Annotated in this window: 11 protein-coding genes and 6 pseudogenes; 14 read left to right on the top strand and 3 right to left on the bottom strand. The window is 66.2% G+C overall.

The window, feature by feature from the left end; all coding sequences use genetic code 11:
* On the top strand, positions 1-614 hold a 614-nt coding region (locus AB0D31_RS33765; RefSeq protein WP_362730454.1), incomplete at its 5' end, for a GNAT family N-acetyltransferase.
* A 7-nt stretch (positions 615-621) separates the two neighbouring features.
* On the opposite strand, the pseudogene AB0D31_RS33760 reads toward AB0D31_RS33765, so the two are convergent.
* Positions 622-1,506 (bottom strand): annotated as a pseudogene (locus tag AB0D31_RS33760) (IS630 family transposase); the annotation flags it as partial.
* Positions 1,507-1,676: 170 nt separating this feature from the next.
* On the opposite strand from AB0D31_RS33760, the gene AB0D31_RS33755 reads away from it, so the two are divergent.
* From AB0D31_RS33755 to AB0D31_RS33740, 4 genes are all read left to right on the top strand, one after another.
* Entirely contained in the window at positions 1,677-2,756 is a 1,080-nt protein-coding gene (locus tag AB0D31_RS33755; protein WP_362730451.1) for a site-specific integrase, read from the top strand.
* Positions 2,753-3,082, top strand: coding sequence for a helix-turn-helix transcriptional regulator (locus tag AB0D31_RS33750; RefSeq protein ID WP_362730448.1), 330 nt, complete (start codon positions 2,753-2,755; stop codon positions 3,080-3,082). The genes AB0D31_RS33755 and AB0D31_RS33750 overlap by 4 nt, the downstream gene beginning before the upstream one ends.
* Positions 3,083-3,629: 547 nt before the next feature.
* Complete coding sequence (locus AB0D31_RS33745) at positions 3,630-4,676, top strand: hypothetical protein (RefSeq protein WP_362730445.1); 1,047 nt, start codon at positions 3,630-3,632, stop codon at positions 4,674-4,676.
* Complete coding sequence (locus tag AB0D31_RS33740) at positions 4,663-5,127, top strand: hypothetical protein (RefSeq protein ID WP_362730442.1); 465 nt, start codon at positions 4,663-4,665, stop codon at positions 5,125-5,127. Before AB0D31_RS33745 ends, AB0D31_RS33740 begins: the two co-directional genes overlap by 14 nt.
* 97 nt (positions 5,128-5,224) lie before the next feature.
* Here the strand turns inward: AB0D31_RS33740 and AB0D31_RS33735 are convergent.
* Positions 5,225-5,460, bottom strand: a pseudogene (locus tag AB0D31_RS33735) (helix-turn-helix domain-containing protein); the annotation flags it as partial.
* A gap of 481 nt (positions 5,461-5,941) precedes the next feature.
* Positions 5,942-6,317: pseudogene (locus AB0D31_RS33730) on the bottom strand (VOC family protein).
* On the opposite strand from AB0D31_RS33730, the gene AB0D31_RS33725 reads away from it, so the two are divergent.
* The 9 genes and pseudogenes from AB0D31_RS33725 (at position 6,219) to AB0D31_RS33685 (ending at position 16,850) form a co-directional block, all read left to right on the top strand.
* The gene (locus AB0D31_RS33725) at positions 6,219-7,277 is read left to right on the top strand and encodes a DUF3326 domain-containing protein (RefSeq protein ID WP_362730439.1); all 1,059 of its coding nucleotides are present in this window, start codon (positions 6,219-6,221) and stop codon (positions 7,275-7,277) included. The pseudogene AB0D31_RS33730 and the gene AB0D31_RS33725 overlap by 99 nt on opposite strands.
* A 1,477-nt stretch (positions 7,278-8,754) precedes the next feature.
* Positions 8,755-9,183: a hypothetical protein gene (locus AB0D31_RS33720; protein WP_362730437.1), complete on the top strand. Its 429-nt coding sequence runs from the start codon at positions 8,755-8,757 to the stop codon at positions 9,181-9,183.
* 571 nt (positions 9,184-9,754) lie between these two features.
* Positions 9,755-10,699, top strand: a pseudogene (locus tag AB0D31_RS33715) (DUF6531 domain-containing protein); the annotation flags it as partial.
* Between the two features lie 605 nt (positions 10,700-11,304).
* A pseudogene (locus AB0D31_RS33710) lies at positions 11,305-12,926 on the top strand (RHS repeat-associated core domain-containing protein); the annotation flags it as partial.
* 5 nt (positions 12,927-12,931) lie between these two features.
* A complete protein-coding gene (locus tag AB0D31_RS33705) occupies positions 12,932-13,126 on the top strand; it encodes a hypothetical protein (protein ID WP_362730434.1) in 195 nt (64 codons plus the stop codon).
* A gap of 714 nt (positions 13,127-13,840) precedes the next feature.
* Positions 13,841-14,368 carry a DUF6584 family protein gene (locus AB0D31_RS33700; protein WP_362730431.1) on the top strand — a complete coding sequence of 176 codons (528 nt, stop codon included), beginning with the start codon at positions 13,841-13,843 and terminating at the stop codon, positions 14,366-14,368.
* Positions 14,369-14,460: 92 nt separating this feature from the next.
* A pseudogene (locus AB0D31_RS33695) lies at positions 14,461-14,634 on the top strand (IS5/IS1182 family transposase); the annotation flags it as partial.
* A gap of 90 nt (positions 14,635-14,724) precedes the next feature.
* Complete coding sequence (locus tag AB0D31_RS33690) at positions 14,725-15,213, top strand: DUF4265 domain-containing protein (RefSeq protein WP_362730428.1); 489 nt, start codon at positions 14,725-14,727, stop codon at positions 15,211-15,213.
* A gap of 446 nt (positions 15,214-15,659) precedes the next feature.
* Positions 15,660-16,850 (top strand): IS110 family transposase, encoded by a 1,191-nt coding sequence (locus tag AB0D31_RS33685; protein ID WP_362730425.1) that lies wholly within the window; start codon positions 15,660-15,662, stop codon positions 16,848-16,850.
* Positions 16,851-16,954 lie beyond the last annotated feature (104 nt).

Here is a 16,954-nt window from a genome sequence, read left to right as displayed (position 1 = left end):
GGCTGTGGCAGGATGCCGCGATGATCACCTCACCCATACCGCCCGTCGTTCCCGCAGGCCACATGGCCAAGATGGAACAGCCTGTGCTCGCTCTCTCCAGTGGTCTGGAGCTGCGTCCCTGGCGTGTCAGCGACGCCGACGCTTTGGTAGCCGCCGCTCAGGAACCGGCCATTCGCCAGTGGAGCCGACTCTTCGTGACGTCGCAGGCGGAAGCACGCGAGCGAATCGAGCGCATGCACGAGCGTTGGCAGAACGAGCAGAGCGCGATATGGGCCATCGCCCAGCCCGATGGTGGTCAGGCCGTGGGCTTGATCGGCTGGGGTGACATCGATCTCCAGGGCGGCAGCGCCGAAATCCTGTACTGGCTCCTACCTGCAGGACGTGGCCGCGGCGCCATGGTCGAGGCCACGAAGCGCGTCAGCCGGTGGGCGTTCGACGACCTTGGTCTGCCGGCTCCGGCTGTGCCACGCGGTGGCCAACTCGGCATCGTGCCGAGTAGCGGAGAAGGCCGGCTTCTCAGTCGAAGGCACGATGCGCAGCGCCCTGCTGCACGAAGACGGATGGCACGACGAGCATCTGCACGCCCTGGTCCACGGCGACATCTGATCTGGTGACGGGCGGTCAGGCCACTCGGTTGAGAGGGCGGCCGCCCCAGCGGAGGCCCTTCTCGCTGCGGACGCGGGCGCGTTCGCGGCGCTGAGCGGCCAGGACGTCGGGATGCCGTGCGTTCTGGTTGCGCCAGCGCAGGTAGCGATGCAACTCCCGTGTCTGGACGATGTGGTTGGGGTGATTCGAGTTGGCCAAGGTGAACTGCCGAAGCGGACCGAAGTGCGCCTCGATCGGGTTGGCCCACGACGCGTTCGTCGGTGTGAAGCACAGCTCGACCTTGTTCCTCGCCGCCCACCGTCTGATGCGCCGGTTCTTGTGGGCGGACAGGTTGTCCAGGATCACGTAGACGGGGGCGCCGTCCGGGCGGGCCGCGCGAATGCTCTTGAGCGCGGCCCAGGTCGGGCTGATGCCTTTGCGGCGCCGGTTGATGCCCCAGAGGGTGTCGTCGCCGACCGAGTAGCAGCCATGGAAGTAGCGGGTGCCGTGGGTGCGGTGGTAGGTCGCCGGGAGCCGGTCCGGCCTTCCCCTGTTCGGCCCAGCAGGCCCCGGCCGTCGGGCGGATGCCCAGCGGCCCGAACTCGTCGAAGGCGAAGGTCCGGTCCGGGCGCTCGTGGAGCGCGTATTCGATCCGGTCCAGCTTGTCGTCGAAGTTCGGGTCGGTGGACTCCTTCCACGTATTGGTCCGTGGAAGGTGATCCCGCAGCGCAGCAGCAAGCAGCACAGGACCTCGCGGCCGATCCGTATCGGATGGGCGAGGTTGCGCCGCAGGTGCTCGGCGAGCTTGCGGATCGGCCAGCGGCTGAAGGGCTTGCCGAGCTTGGCCGGGCGGGGGGCCGTCTGGATGACGAAGTCCTCGTCGTCACGGTTGAGCAGGCGGGGACGACCTCCCGCCTACTGTGTGACATCCCGCGAGTTCTCCTGGGCCCCGCTGATCGGTTGAGGCCGTGGCCAGGGGCTTCTTCCTCCTTCGAGTGTTCCGCCAGCCTGTGACGTAACGTCGGGATTCCTGAAGCGTTCTCAGCTCGTGCGACCGATCTGCGGTCCGGTCGAAGGCGAGGAGGCGCGGGTTGGCAGCGCTGGCGGTGGTGCGGGATCTGCGTGAGTATCGGGATCCGGTCTCGGCGGAGGAACTGGAGCACTTCGAGACCGACGTGCTGGCCGGCTTCGTGCTGGCCCGGGCGTCGGCCGGGTTGGCGGATGGCACGATCCGTGGCGACGTCGGCCACCTGGAACAGATCCGCACGTGGTTCGGTCGGCCGCTGTGGGACATGGAGCCGGCCGACGCGGACGCGTACTTCGGGCGGGTTCTGCGGGGTTCGCCCAGCGGCACCCGTCTGGCCCGCTCACAGGCGCTGAGCACGTACTTCCTGTTCCTGGAGTTGCGACACAAGGTCGAGATCCACCGCATGACCGGCCGCGTGGTCGAGTGTCCGCTTGACGAGATGAACCGCCCGCGCGGGTCCAAGGACGCCCAGCTGCGGATCCCGCCGACTGCCCCTGAGGTCGACCTGCTGTTCGCCGGCTGGGGCGGCGAACTGGCGACCTGCCGCAAGTTCGCCCCGACCGCGAGGAACTACACCGCCGCGAAGCTGATGTCCCAGGTCGGGCTACGGGTGAGCGAGGCGTGCGGGCTCGACCTCGCCGACATCAAGTGGGAGCTGGGCCGGTTCGGCAAGCTGCATGTCCGGCTCGGCAAGGGTGCCCGCGGCTCCGGCCCGCGCGAGCGGATGGTGCCGCTGATCAACGGCGCGGACCGGACCCTGCGGTGGTTCATCGAGGACGTCTGGGGCCAGTTCGACGCCGACCACACCCGCCCCGGCGCCCCGTTGTTCCCGTCCGAGCGCAGATGCGCCGACGGTTCCTCACGTCGGGTCGGCGACGACGCCCTGCGCAACGGCTTGGCCGCCGCTGTCGGGTCTCATCTCCCCAGCTGGGAAGAGAAGTTGACTCCGCACGTCCTGCGGCACTTCTGCGCGTCCGAGTTGTACCTGAGTGGCCTGGACCTAGTCGCAATCCAGGAGGTTTTGGGACATTCCTGGATCGCCACGACGATGCGGTACGTCCACGTCCAGCAGACCCGGGTCGAGGACGCCTGGATCGCCGGGCAGCAGCGGGCCGCGAAGCGGCTGGAAGGACTGATGGGATGAAGTGGAACCTGCGGCTGACCGCCGCCAACAAGGGCATCTGGAAGGCATCCGAACTGCAGCGGATGCTGGCCGAGCACGGCCTGGTCATCTCGGCCGGAAAGATGTCCGGGCTCTGGTCCGGCCAGCCGGTCTCGCTCAAGCTGGAGGACCTGGACGTCATCTGCGTCGTGCTGGACTGCGAGGTCGGCGAGCTGCTGATCCCCGAGCCGCAGAAGGTCGCCCGTCCTGGCGAGGACAGCACCGTCCGGGCCGCTGTCGGTTCCCCGGCCCCAGTGCCTGCGGTGGTGCCCCGTCGTCGAGACGGGCGTTCCCTGCCACCGATGTGAGGAGAGCTCGGTGCAGCCGAAGTCCTGCCCCGAGTGCCTGTCCTGGGGTCTGCTGTTTGATCGGCGATGCGGCGCCTGCTCGAACTTCGCCAGTGGGCGCGAGGTCGGCATGTGCGGGAGTTGCTCGGGCCGGCTACCCCTGCGGAATGGGCACTGCCGACTGTGCTGGGTCCAGGCACGTATCGACGCCGCCGCACCGGACGTGAGACCGGAGTCCGTCCTCCTGGACCTGCAGCATCAGCAGCTCTTCTTCTCACGTATGACCGCGTTGTGGGATAGGCGCGCCAAGCCGTCCAAGGCCACCGACGGTCGCCGGGGCCGGCCTCTCCGGCCGGCCCCGGCACCAGCTCCACTTCCCCGCACCACCTGGTGTCAGCCCGCGCTGTTCCAGATCCGGCGCGACTTCACCCGGTGGGTGCCCGAACAGCACGACGCACGACAGCACAACCCCTGGCTGGCCTGGGCCCGGCATACCGCTCACCGGATCGGTGAGTCCCGCGGATGGCCCCGTCGCACCCGCGTCCGTGCCGACCGAGCCCTGATCATCATGCTGACCGGCCATGCCGAAGGCGACCTGATCCGGCACTCCGAACTCTCTCCGGCATTGCGGCCCCGGGGATTGAGCACCGAGCACACTGCCGAGATCCTCGACCACATCGGTGTCCTCCTCGACGACCGGCCGTCGCCTTTCGAGCAGTGGCTGGAACCCAAGCTCGCGGGCCTTGCTCCCGGGATCCGTCGCGACGTTGAGCACTGGACCCGGCTCCTGCACGACGGAGGCCCTCGCTCCAAGGCCCGTGACACAACCACCGTCTCCGGCTACCTCAACCGGATCCGCCCCGTGCTGCTGGAATGGTCCACCCGCTACGACCACCTCCGCGAGGTGACTCGCGACGACATCGTGACCCACTTGTCCACCGTCCACGGCTCCCAGCGTCAGCACACCCTGATCGCCCTGCGATCTCTGTTCGGCGGGGCGAAGAGAACCGGCACCATCTTCAAGAACCCGACCATCCGCATCCGCGTCGGCCAACGACAGGAAGGCGTCCTCCAGCCACTACAGCCCGAGCACATCACGAACGCCGTCGCCGCAGTCACGAGCCCGGCGGACCGGCTGATCCTCGCGCTGGCCGCCATCCACGCGGCACGACCGGGCGCGATCCGCCGCCTGCAACTCGATGACCTCGACATCGGCAACCGCCGCCTGACCATCGACGGCCGCGTCCGGCCACTGGACGACCTCACCCTGCGGGCAGCGCTCGACTGGCTGCAGCACCGGCGACACCGCTGGCCCGACACCGCCAATCCCCACCTGCTGATCAACAAACGAACGGCGCTGGAAACCGGCCCGGTCAGCAAGAACTCCGTCGCCACCACCGCACTGCACAGCCAGACCGCCACAATCGAGCGCCTCCGCATCGACCGACAACTCGAGGAAGCCCTCGTCCACGGCCCCGATCCGCTCCACCTTGCCGAGGTCTTCGGCCTCGACGAGAAGACCGCAATCCGCTACGCGGACTCCGCCCGCGCTCTCCTGGAAACCAGTGCCGAGTCGTTGAGCACTGTGACAGCATCGGTGGATGATCAACGCTGAGGACCTGGTCGGCAGGCTCCTGCTGAAGGTGACCACGTCCTGGCACCGCTACCAGGACACCAAGCCCTCCCTCCTGCACATGTGGCTGCACATGGACGGCCTCGGCCCCATCCGGTTTCACACGCCCGGCGACGGGTTGTTCCTGGAGATCGACCAGCCTCACGGCCCCTACGACATGGACGAATACGGCCGCACCACGGTCGAGGACGACCTGCCCGACTTCGCCATGACCCGGTTCATCGGCCAGCAGATCCTCTCGGTCGGAGAGATCCGCTACCAGCACGGCAACTACGACTTCGCCGTCGGCATCACCGTCCAGTTCCCCGGTGGCACCATCCGCATCCTCAACCTCGCGGACGAGATCGTCCTGGCCCACGACCTGCACCTGGGTCCAGTCGAGCAGCATCTCCACGAGACGGCGACGCCCACGAGCCAGGACACCTCTCCGTGAGTCGGTGCGGAACTCGGGGGTCGACCACCGCAGAGCACAGCATCCGACCCGCAGGTTCCCGCTGAAGAGCCTTCAGTTTTCCTGAACTCGCGGGGCTCTGAGGGTCCAGGCAGGCCAGCCCGATCTCGTTGAAGCGGTGGATCACGTCGCGGACGGTGTCCTCGTCCGCCTGGACGAGCCGCGCGATCACCGGGACGCTGTCTCGCCCGCCGACGCCAGCAGCATCATCGCTCTGCGGAACCGCACCGTGCTCGTACTGCCCCGACGCACGATCCGCTGCAGCCTCTGCCCCTCCTGCTCAGTCAACGTACGGACCCTGACCAGCTCCGCCATCCCGCCTCCCCGCACCGATCGGACATATCGTCACATCCAACCGGCCCGCGGACCATGAGCACCCATACGGCAGACCTACGCGGTCAAAGCACTAGCTCATCCGGTACTGCCGGGGGCCGTGGCGAGAGCCAACTCGGCGATGCCGTTGCCTTGGGGACAGTGCTATGACACGGGCGGCCGGACGGAGAATCTGCGCGCCACCGTGCAACTGGGCTGTGCGCGGGAGGGCTCCAGTTCCGCTCTTGGCTCCGGGCCTTCGTCCATCAACACTCGCAGCCTGACCCTAATGGTGAATTCGCTCTGTGGAGACGTCGCTTCCCATGTCCGCCGACACCCAATCACTCAGCTTCACGGCGGGCCATGGTCCCGTTCCTGGGCCCGACCAGGGCGGGTACATGCTCACCGCCTGATCTTCAAGGTCACGTTCTGGAGCGTGCCGTAACCCCTTCCCAGCCGCCGACACGCTGGCCAGTCCCGACGTCTACTCCCTGCTGACCACACAGAAGGGATGGCCTGCCGGATCGGTGAGGACTCGGTACTTGATCGCGTCCGGTTGTCCATCCGGCTTGCCCGCACCCAACTTCAGCAGCATGGGCCTCAGCCTGGTCCAGGGTTTCGTCGACCTTGAAGCAGAGGTGAAGCTGCTGAGGAACGTCCTGGCCGGGCCAACTCGGCGCGCGGTAGCCGTCGACCCGCTGAAAACCGACGAGGAGCCCGCCCTCGCCATTGAGGCCAGCGAACTCGGCATCAGACTTCGGGTGGAGCTCAAGGCCGGTTGCCTGCTGATAGAACGCCGCCAAGCTGAGCGGATCAGGACAGTCAAGTGTTATCGCGCTCAACTTCATCTGCACGGGCACAGCACCTCCGGACGGATCACTGAAATCTGCGACACACCCTACGATCAGCGACGCCTCATCCGTCCAGAATCTTCCCTGCAGAAGAGCCGCACCCAAGTCAATCTGCACCGTCCCCGGGGCAACCGGGTCGGTCTGATCATCGAAACCGCCGATGCGGAAGCACTAGAGCACGTATGGAATGTGACGAACGCGGTCCGCGCGGTGCACGGCATCGACATCGTCGACTGCGTCGTCACCGAACGGCCCATCGGCACCCGCTGCGTGCGCAACGAGTCCGGGGCATACGTGGGGCGGATCGACGCCCCCGGTGTGCTGCTCGATGCCGCGCGGACATTGATCGCCCGCGGCGCCAACGCCATCGCTGTCACCACGAACGTGCAGGACCTCACCAGCCAGCACTACTCCGAGCACTTCAGCGGGAGTCATGCCAATCCTGTCGGCGGCGCCGAGGCCATCGTCTCCCACTTGATCGTCCGGACCCTGGCAGTCCCGGCGGCCCACGCCCCGATGATCAACTTCAAGGACCTCGCACTGCCGAACGCCGTGGTCGACGCGCGCTCCGCAGGAGAGCTGGTGTCCATCAGCGGACTCGCGGGCGTACTCATCGGGCTGAGCGCCGCCCCGCAGATCTCAACCGAGCAACACGGTGTCAGGCTGACTGACGAGGTGAGCTTCGACGACGTAGTAGCGGTGATCGCCCCAGCCGGCGCGTTGGGCGGTGTGCCCGTACTCGAAGCGCTACGCCAACACGTCCCGGTCATCGCCGTACGAGGAAACACCAGCATCCTCAACGTCACTGCCAATGCGCTCGGCCTGCAGGGCGTCACCGAAGTCGCCAACTATGCCGAAGCGGCAGGTCTGGTCCTCGCTCTGCGCTGCGGCATCAGTCCGGAAACCATCACACGCCCGCTGCGCTCACTGGGCCAAGCTGCCCATGATCCCTCCACCAGCCGCGCCTGATGCATGCCCGCTGATCGGGCGCAACTCCTACGGCGGCTGAGTCCCGTACGCGAGTCACGCATGGACGCGAGTAGTCACGCATACCTCCACCTGAGGGCTGGAACAGCAAACGTCCTGTGTTGATCGAGGAAGTTGGCTCTATCCACGAGAACGGGCAGCACTTCTACATCGGCGGTTCGGGAGGCGTTAGACGGTCGCGGCCGTGCCGCAATGTTCGCGAGTTCCGAAGGCGGTAGGCGGCTCCGCCAAAGGGGTGCACTCACTCGCCTCGGGCTCTTTGACCCCACGGAAGGGGCCTCCCGCGGAAGGAGCCAACACACACCGCCGACCTCCCGGCCGTACCCCGGGGCATGCAACCGGGCCCATTCTGTTTGTCCCACGCTGCTTGAGCTGTCACGGGGTCGGCGGGATGGCTATGGACGCGAGTTCTGGGAAAACCGACACCCGGCGGTGGGCAGCGGTCGGGCGCCCCCGGGCGCTTGAACGCATACTCGCCGTCCGTCAGATCGGCAGGCCGACGCTCTCTACAGGTCAGTTTTCGCGTTGCCGCTCACGTGTTCGGAACGATAAAGGCTCCGTTGTGCTCGCCGCCCTGACACCTCGCTACCCCAAGGTTCCCCATCGGGCTGTCCATCACCGGCCGACCTCCTCCCTCAACGCACGTAATCCCGAAGACGGGACCATCGCTGGGCGCGGCCTGGGCGACACCGGCAAGTCCGAATGCTGATCCCATCGCCATCACCAGTGCTGCTGCAACCTGCGCAGATCGACGCATGAACGCCTCCTCCCAATCGGGACGGCCCGGACGGCCGCCACAGCAGGAAGGTTGCCACTGGCAGGGGATGTGCGCTGGAGCCCCTCCGCGCATGTCATGTAGACCACCCGATCGGTGCAGGTCTCCGCAGCGCCCCTTACCTGGCTCTACCGGTAGTTCGTTAAATCCGGTGGTAGAAGTCAATGCCGTGTCCGGTGGTGACCGCGTCGATCAGGGCCCGGAGCTCGGAGAGCGGGTCCTTGTCCTGCCTCCGGCGGTGACCAGGAGCTGGGCCGCGGTGTCGGGGCCGACACCGAACCAGAAGGGAGGGGCCACGCCACTGGCAACATGCGGCTCCACCATGACCAGACCTGGTCTCGAGCTCACTCGGTGGCGGGACGGTCGTCCGCCTGGCGGCGAGGGGACGGTTATGAGGTCCGCGCGTCCGGGACGGCTGCGGCTGGGATCTTTGCGCTCTGGTCATGTCGAAGCAGAAGCGGGGCAAGAAGCAACGGACGCCGCAGAAGCGGATTGCACGTCCCTCGGTACCACGGTCACGCGCACCGGCTGCGGCGATCCCGGCCGGTTCGTTGCCGCTGCGCGGGAACCTGGACGCGATGGCGCGAATGCTGGAGCACGCGACGCCGGACCAGCTGGTGGAACTGGTGCTGCCCTACCTATGGGCGGCCCTCGCCGACGGGCCGCGTCCCGACGAACGTGTGCGTGGACGCTTGCATGGCGCTGCGGCACGCCTACGGCCAGCTGGGAGTGCGCGCAGAGCTGCAACCGGTCGACCTGGCGGCCCAGGACAAGGACGGATGCGGGACTCGCTACGGCTCGCTCACCCCGTCCTGGACCGGAACCTCCTGGAACGGACACAGCGTACTCGTGTTACCCGACTCCGAACGGCTCGTGGACGCCGCCGTGGAGCAGTTCGAGGAAGTCCGCGAGATCGGCATGGGGCCGATGGTCGGCAAGGTGGCTCTCTCGACCCACGACAACGGCTCGCTGATGGTGCCGGGCACACAGGTGGTGCTCCAGCGCGGGGAGCCGACCCTGACCTACACGGTCGCCGGCCCGGGGGCGCTCACCTCGATCGTGGAACCTCCGGAGCGGTGGCCCACGCCGACGACTACCGGCGTACCGGAGTGAACGTCGCCTCCTTCGTCCTGGTCGGGGCGTTGGGCCAGTCGGTGGCGATTGTGTTCTGTGCTGCCGTCAGCTGCATCTTGCCCTGAACCGGGCGCCTCAATCGAGCTGCGCTGCCGCCTCGGGGTCTTCGCTTCACGTCTCTGCATCCATTGCCGTGTGGAAACTTTTCGGTCGAGTAGTCGCTCCCCAGAGCCCCCGTTCTTCGATCATCTCGCCCCTTTCACATCCATTTATTCTTATCTATCCATGGAAGGGGAGGGGCTGATTCCTACACGCATAGCCAGCAGCTTCGCGGGCAGGCCCCGCATTCTTGTGCGATTCCTGTGAAAGCTTGTGTGCGCCCGGCAGCCACTGGGGCTGCTGGGGTCTGCCTTCCTGTGGGGGAAGCTCCGTGCACACACGTGCCTTCAGCACGCCATTTCGGCGTGTCCGCAAGAGATCAACCACGGCTATCACGCTCGCGGCGTTCACTTCGGCGGCTCTGGCCGCCTGCGTACTGCCCGGCGCGAGCGCAGCTTCCGCCGAAGACAAGGCCGCGTCAGCCTGGGGCTAGGGCAGCCCCGCCTTCACGATGCCGGCGGTCAAGGTCGGCGGGAACCGCCCGATCAAGTCCGAGCCCTCGCATCCCCCGACGGACGCGGCATACCTGCCGTGGCTGCGTGAACAGCGCGACCACGCCAAACGCCCGAGTGCTGCGGCCAACTCCAAGTCCTCGACCACGCAAAGCGCCGCGGCGCAAGCCTCGGTGCTGAACCTCGTGCCCGAGGGGCAGGGCAACGTGCCCTGGCACCGATACACCAGCTTTGCCATCACCGACGCTCTGACGGCGAAGATCGACTACTCGATCGGCAACCTGATGCTGACGGCGACGGACTTCGACATCGCCGGGGTCGGCCAGAACCTGCGCCTGGCGCGGACATACAACTCGCTGGACGCGCCTTGGGGCAGGGTCTCTCAGCGCTGGTGGCAGGAGTACGAGCGCTACTTGTCCATCTCCTCCACCGAAGTCGTCTTCTACGACGCCTCCGGCGCCACCGTGCGCTTCACGAAGAACAGCGACGGCTCCTTCACCACCCCGAAGGGGTACTCGCAAGACCTGAAGAGGAACACGGACGGCACCTACACCCTGACGAAGTGGAAGTCCGGGGCGAAGGAGACCTACAACGCCAACGGCTGCCTGACCAAGGTCACTGACCGCAACCACGGCACCGTCACCGTCACCCAGCACGACGAGAACGGCGAGAACAAGGGCTTCAAGCTCACCGAGACCCGCTCGGGCCGCTTCATCGACCTGTACAAGACCTACCCGTCGCAGTGGCAGGCCAAGGACAACACCGGCCGCACCGCCGTATACAACCTCGACGCGAGCGGCAACCTCACCACCACGACCGACACCGAGGGAAAGACCGTCACCTTCGGCTACGACGCCTCCGGCCGCATCAGCAAGATCGCCACCGCCGAAGGCCGCGTCACCGTCTTCACCTACGACGACGCCGACCGCATCACCTCCATGCTGCGCGCGACCGGCTTCAACGCCTCCGGTGACACCGGCCCGACCTGGACCTACACCTACAGCTCCGCGTCCCCGACCGCGGCGGGCAACACCACGGCCAAGGACCCGGAACTGCACGCGACCACATACACGCACGACAGCGACGGTCAGGTCACGGACGTGACCGACGCACTCCAGCGCAAACGGTCGACGAAGTTCGACGCCAACCACAACGTCGACACCGCTGCCGATGCGATGGGTTCAGGCACCACGCCGGGCAACGTCACCGACTACGGTTTCAACTCCCGCAACAACCTCGAGACCGTGTCCATCCCGACCGGCGGGAAGGCGGTCAACCGTCATCTTCGTCTTGGCCGCGCAGCGCTGGCCCTCGAAGCCGCCGCAGGTGGGCGTGGCGGGGTTGTAGTCGTAGGAGACGTTGCCGCCGCCGGTGCCGGTCTGCGCCACGGTCGTGGTGTTGCCGACGGCATCGTAGGTGAAGGCGGTCTAGTCGAGATTGCCCTTGGCGTCGTAATGGAAGTCGGTCGTGACCGTCTTCGTCGACACCTGGAGACCATTGCCGGCGGGGACGTGCCGAAGGACTCCACCAACGCCGACGGCGAGAACGGGCCAAGCCCCCCGTGCCCCTGGACAGGACGACGTTCACCTACGACGACCTGGGCCGCACGAAGACCGCGACCGACGCCCGCGGCATCACCGTCTCCTACACATACGACAACCGCGACCGCATCCGCACCGTCACTTCACCGAACACGGTGAAGGTCGAGTACTTCTACGACGGTGACGGCAACCTCGCTCAGCGCTCCGACGGCACCGGCACCACCAAGTACGAGTTCGACCCGTTGCAGCGCGAGACGGTCCGGCACTTGCAGGACGGCTCCCAGACCGTGCTCGCCTACACCCCGGCCGGCAACGTCGACTACTACCAGGACCCGGCCGGGACGGTCGACTACACCTGGAACGAGGTCAACAGGCTCACCCAGCTGAAGGACGCTCAGGGCCGGATCACCACCTACAAGTACAACAACAACGACGTCCGCACCACGACCACCTACCCGGGCGGGACGGTGCAGAGCGTCGACGTCGACAACTCCAGCCGGCCCAAGACCATCAAGGCCACATCCCCGCAGGGCACGCTCGTCGACCTCGCCTACAGCTACGGCTACGGAACCAACGGCGCCACCGACGGAAGCAAGATACGCACGTCCACGGACAACGCCCGCGGCACCAAGCGCACGTACTCCTACGATGGGGCGGGCCGCTTCTCCTACGCCAAGGAGGAGAAGGCCCAAGCGATCACGGACTCGTGGCAGTACTGCTACGACCTGGCCGGCAACCTCACCTCTCAGGGCACCGACCCGGGCTGCCCGCGCGGCACCACATACACCTACAACGACGCCCAGGAACTGACCGCCAAGTCCAGCACGACGGGCGCCTGGTCCTACGACCAGATCGGCAACGAGACCGCCGGAGCCTCCACCGACGACTACGCCCGCACCAGGGAGTCCTACACGGATCACTCCCAACTGGCATCGATCACAGTGGGCGGCAAGGCGTACGCGGGCCAGTACGGCTCCACCGACCAGAGCGAACGCATCAGGCTCGGTGACACCCTCTTCCACAACGGACCCCTCGGCCTGTCCGCCAAGACGACCGCCGGCGTCGACATGGGCTTCAACCGCGAACCCGGGGGCACTTTGAACTCCATGACGACCGGGGGCAAGACCTACTTCTACCTCACCGACGCCATCGGCTCGGTGGTCGCACTCGCCGACATCGACGGCAACAAGGTCGACGCCTACACCTACAGCCCTCGCGGCGTGCGCATCCTGGCGCAGTCCACGGAGCCGGTCGCCCAGCCCTACCGTTTCGCCGGCAACTACCAGGACCCCACAGGCCTTTACCACATCCAGGCCCGCTACTACGACGCCAACCTCGGCCGCTTCACCCAAACCGACCCCTCCGGCCAGGAAAAGAACCCCTACCTCTACGCCGAGGGCGACCCCGTCAACCGCATCGACCCGACGGGACTCAGCTTCTGGAGCAGCGTACGGAAGATCGGATTCGCGTCCGTGGGCGGAGCGATAGGGGGGGGGCCGTTACTGGGGCAATAGCCGGATGTGTCGCCGGAGCAGAAATCGGCTGCCTGCCGTCGGCAACGGTAGGAGCATTCGGCGGTGGCGTAGCAGGAGCCGCCACGAAGGGCTACCTCGAGTATCAGGGACAGTGAACAGCATGCGAGATCGCATCAATGGCAACGCCGTGCTTGCCGTCGGCCTCGGCCTATTCGTGCTGACTTTTTTTACTCTGGGTCCAGACCTATCGGACCTGCGCGCCAAAACCGTCGGCGTGATCATTCTCTGGGCCGCAGGTTGCAGCCTTCTCGCTTGTATTGTTGTCTGGGGATATTCCGCAAATAAGCGAAAGTAGACCCATCCGGCAAGTCGCGACGCTCCTCGACGCCGTGCTCTTTGCCCCCATGAGGTTGTCTGCGACGCATGGCGTGAGCCATGGCTACGCAGCTACCAGGGCCGTCGCCGAGCAGGGCGGCGTTGACCGGCAGTCGCAGGCCAGAGTCTGCGACCGCCGGTCGACGTGTCTTAATGTGCCCAGCGGATGACGGAGGGCCAGGCGGAGGGGTCTCGGCCACGGAGCGGTGACACCGGTGAAGAAGCCGATGCGGCGGTCGGCAGGTGAGGTTGTGGAGGCAGGCAATGCTGCCATCCAGGTGTGATGTGCCGGCATTACGGTGGTGTGGTGGAGCGCGCGGATGAGCCAGCTCTGCTATTTGACTGATCGCTTCAGGCCGCGTGCCAATCATCTCGACCAGTAGGGAACGCTATGGAGCACATTGAATACACCCAGATTCTCGCTGGGATGTCAACGGAGCCCTTCGCGGGTGGTGGTTCGGGGTCGTTGTCATGCTAGTCTTTTTGGTCTTTGCGATCGGCATGATGAGAAGGCGACGCAAGTGACACCGTAAAGAAACCGGCTGGGGCGGACATTTTTAAGCTTCCCTAATGGCTGTCTGTAACTGGGAGTGTCCCGTTCTCAGTGAGGTCCAGTCGATGCCGTTGAAAACGAGCAGCGCTGAGCGACGAAACCAGTTCGACGTAGGTCAGCGCTGTGCATGATCATGCGTTCATGCCCCTGACAGAGACACTCGCCCGAGTCGATGCAGACCTGGCTGCCGGCCGGGTTCCCGTCGCGCGCCAGCGTCTGCGTGGACTCATCTCGTCCTTTCCGCATGACTTGACGCTTCGCCGTCGTCTGGCCGAGGTGTACCGGCTCTACGGAGACGCCGCCGAGGCCGGACGCTGGATGTACCTCGAAGAGGACCGGAATACCGACGAGACCGCCGCCTTCGAGACTCGATACGGCTCTCCCGGGTGGCGGATGAAGGCCCTCGCCTGGCACGGCCCAGAGGTGAAGGCCGGTACCACCTTCGCAGAGGGACAGCTGGTCGCAGTGCGGACCGCGTGCGCCGAAAAACTTGGGCACGCCGTCGACTGGGATGACCCCGCCTCTTACCGGGGCGGCCTGACAGGAGAGAGCGAGGCCCCATCCGGGCCGTGGACGGTCGGCGGTGCCCTGGCAGGCGTCGGCTGCCTAGTGGCGGCCCTTGTGCTCCTCGCGATCTGGGTGAACGGACTCGTTGTCCTCTTCGACTGACTCAGGCTCGCGAGGAGCGCCGCTCAGGGTTCGGCGGGGCCGTCCAGAACTACGGCGCAGGGAGGCCCGGTGACGAGTGACATGATCATTCGGTGGCTGATGTGATCACGGCTTCGGAGCCGCCCTGGGTAGCCCCGTTCACTGGGCTGAGCCCTCGCCTGTTCGGGAAGCTGGTGAAGGTGCTGCGGCGTCAGGGTGCGGATGCAGTCCGCAGGGGCCGGCCGTGGAGCCTGTCATTGGAGGACCGGACACGGCTGGGCGCGGCTTAGCTTGTTCTTTAACCCTCGGCTGTTCCGTGACGACGCAGGTTGATCTCCAGTTCAGACCCGGTGCGAGGTGTCGTTGGCGCTCGGCGCATGATGACCGTCATGGAGAGTGTGGTCGAGAAGATCAAGGTCTGGTTCCGGTTCGTCCCCCGCGAGGGGTGGTTTCCGCAGGACACCGAGGGTCTGTGGGCGACGAAGCTGAGCGACGACACGGCCCGTGTCGAGAATGCCCCTTTCCTTCAAGATGGGGTGGCCGAGGGCGACGTGGTGAAGTACCAGACCGACTCCGACGGGCTCCACTGGGCTGTCGGACAGGTCAGCTCCTCCGGTAACTGCACGATCCGTGTTGTGCCCATTCCCACTGGTCCCCTGGGCGACAACCCACAGGCGGTCCATCAGCGACTTTCGCCGTTCGGGCTTGGAGGCGAGGTCTTCAGTGAGGGCTTCCCCATGGTGGTTTTCACCGTGCCAGCAGGCGCGGACTTCGCCGGCATCAAGGCTCTCCTGGCACGGGGGCAGACGGAGGAGTGGTGGCACTACGAGGTCGGCTGCGGTACCGGCGAATGGTGGGGCGCATGACTTCTGCGGGAGCCTGCCGCCCCTGCGCTTCGAGCCCTGCCTCCCACTCGAAAGCGATCTCGAACTGGGTCGCCCACCTGGGCATTCACCGGACGTAGAAGCGGCCCCCGTCTGATCATGTGCTCCGACCAAGGTGCACCGATCGAGACGAAGGCCGTGAAGGTGAGTCTGCTGCCTGACGCCGGTCCCGGGGAAGCGTTCGCGCAAGCGTCACGCTTCCCTACGTTGTTCTGCGGGACGTGGTGAGCCCTTCGTATGGTTGACCCGCCCAGGGGCGTCGGGTGTGGCTTTCACGCTTCTGCCGCTTGTGGCTTCCCCGGATTGGCCACCCGGCGCCCCACGACGACTCGGCTGCCAATTAGGAATTGCGAATGATCGCTCCGTAGGGAATCGACAGCGAGGCCGTCCGTGGGAGGCACCAGCCACACACCGCACGGAGGAACCACATGACAGCGATCTGGGCCGGCATCGACGCAGGCAAGACCCATCACCACTGCGTCGCGATCGACGAGAGCGGCCGTCGGCTGCTGTCGCGACGCGTCGCCAACGACGAACCCGAACTGCTCGAACTCCTCGCCGACGTGCTCGCCCTGAGCGAAGAGGTGACCTGGGGGATCGATCTGGCGGACGGCGGGGCCGCTCTGGCCATCGCCGTCCTACTCAATCACGACCAGACGGTCCACTACATCTCCGGACGGGCCATCCACCGAGCCTCGGAGGGCTACCGCGGCGAGGGCAAGACCGATGCCAAAGACGCGGCCGTCATCGCCGACCAGGTCCGCGTCCGTCGTGACCTTCACCTCTTACGCGTCGGCGATGAGACCGTCACCGACCTCAAGATTCTGACCAACCGACGCATGGACCTGGTTGCCGACCGCACTCGCGTCATCAACCGGCTTCGAGCCCAGCTCACCGACATCTTCCCCGGCCTGGAGCGTGTCCTGAGCCTCACCAACACCGGTCCACTGATCTTGCTGACGGGCTACCAGACCCCGGCCGCCATCCGTCGCCTCGGCGCCAGGCGGCTGGAGATCTGGCTGCGGAACCGCAAAGTCATCCGTGCCGACCAGCTCGCCGAGAAAGCCGTTGAGGCCGCCGATCGCCAGCACACCAGTCTTCCCGGGGAGAAGTTGGCTGCCCGGATGGTGCACACACTGGCCAAAGAGGTGATGGACCTCAATCAGGAGATCGACGAGCTCGACAAGCTCATCGAGGCCCGGTTTCGCGACCACCACACCTTCAAAGTGATCACCAGCATGCCCGGCCTGGGAGTCATCCTCGGTGCCGAGTTCCTGGCTGCCACCGGTGGCGACATGAGCTTCTTCGGTACTCCCGATCGCCTGGCCGGCTTCGGCGGAGTCGCACCCGTGCCCCGTGACTCCGGCAAGATCAGCGGCAATCTGCGGCGCCCCCAGCGATACAACCGCCGACTCCAGCGAGTCTTCTATACCTCGGCGATGTTCAGCATCCGCTACTGCGAGGAATCGCGACGGTTTTACGATCGCAAGCGGGCCGAAGGCAAGCGTCACACCCAAGCGGTCCTCGCCCTTGCCCGCCGCCGAGTCAACGTTCTGTGGGCTCTTCTGCGCGATGGACGGTGCTATCAACCCGTGCCTCCAATCGCTCTCGCGGCTTGACGAACACCATTACTGACCTTGAATGCGTGATGTCGTCATGGTGGCTGGCGTCGGAGGCCGGTGCCGGTGAGGCAGCCGTTGAGGACGTCGTGGCGGTACTGGAG

Origin of the sequence: Streptomyces sp. NPDC048361, from assembly GCF_040651795.1 — a bacterium.
Classification (GTDB): domain Bacteria; phylum Actinomycetota; class Actinomycetes; order Streptomycetales; family Streptomycetaceae; genus Streptomyces.
This window is presented reverse-complemented; position numbering and strand designations above follow the sequence as displayed.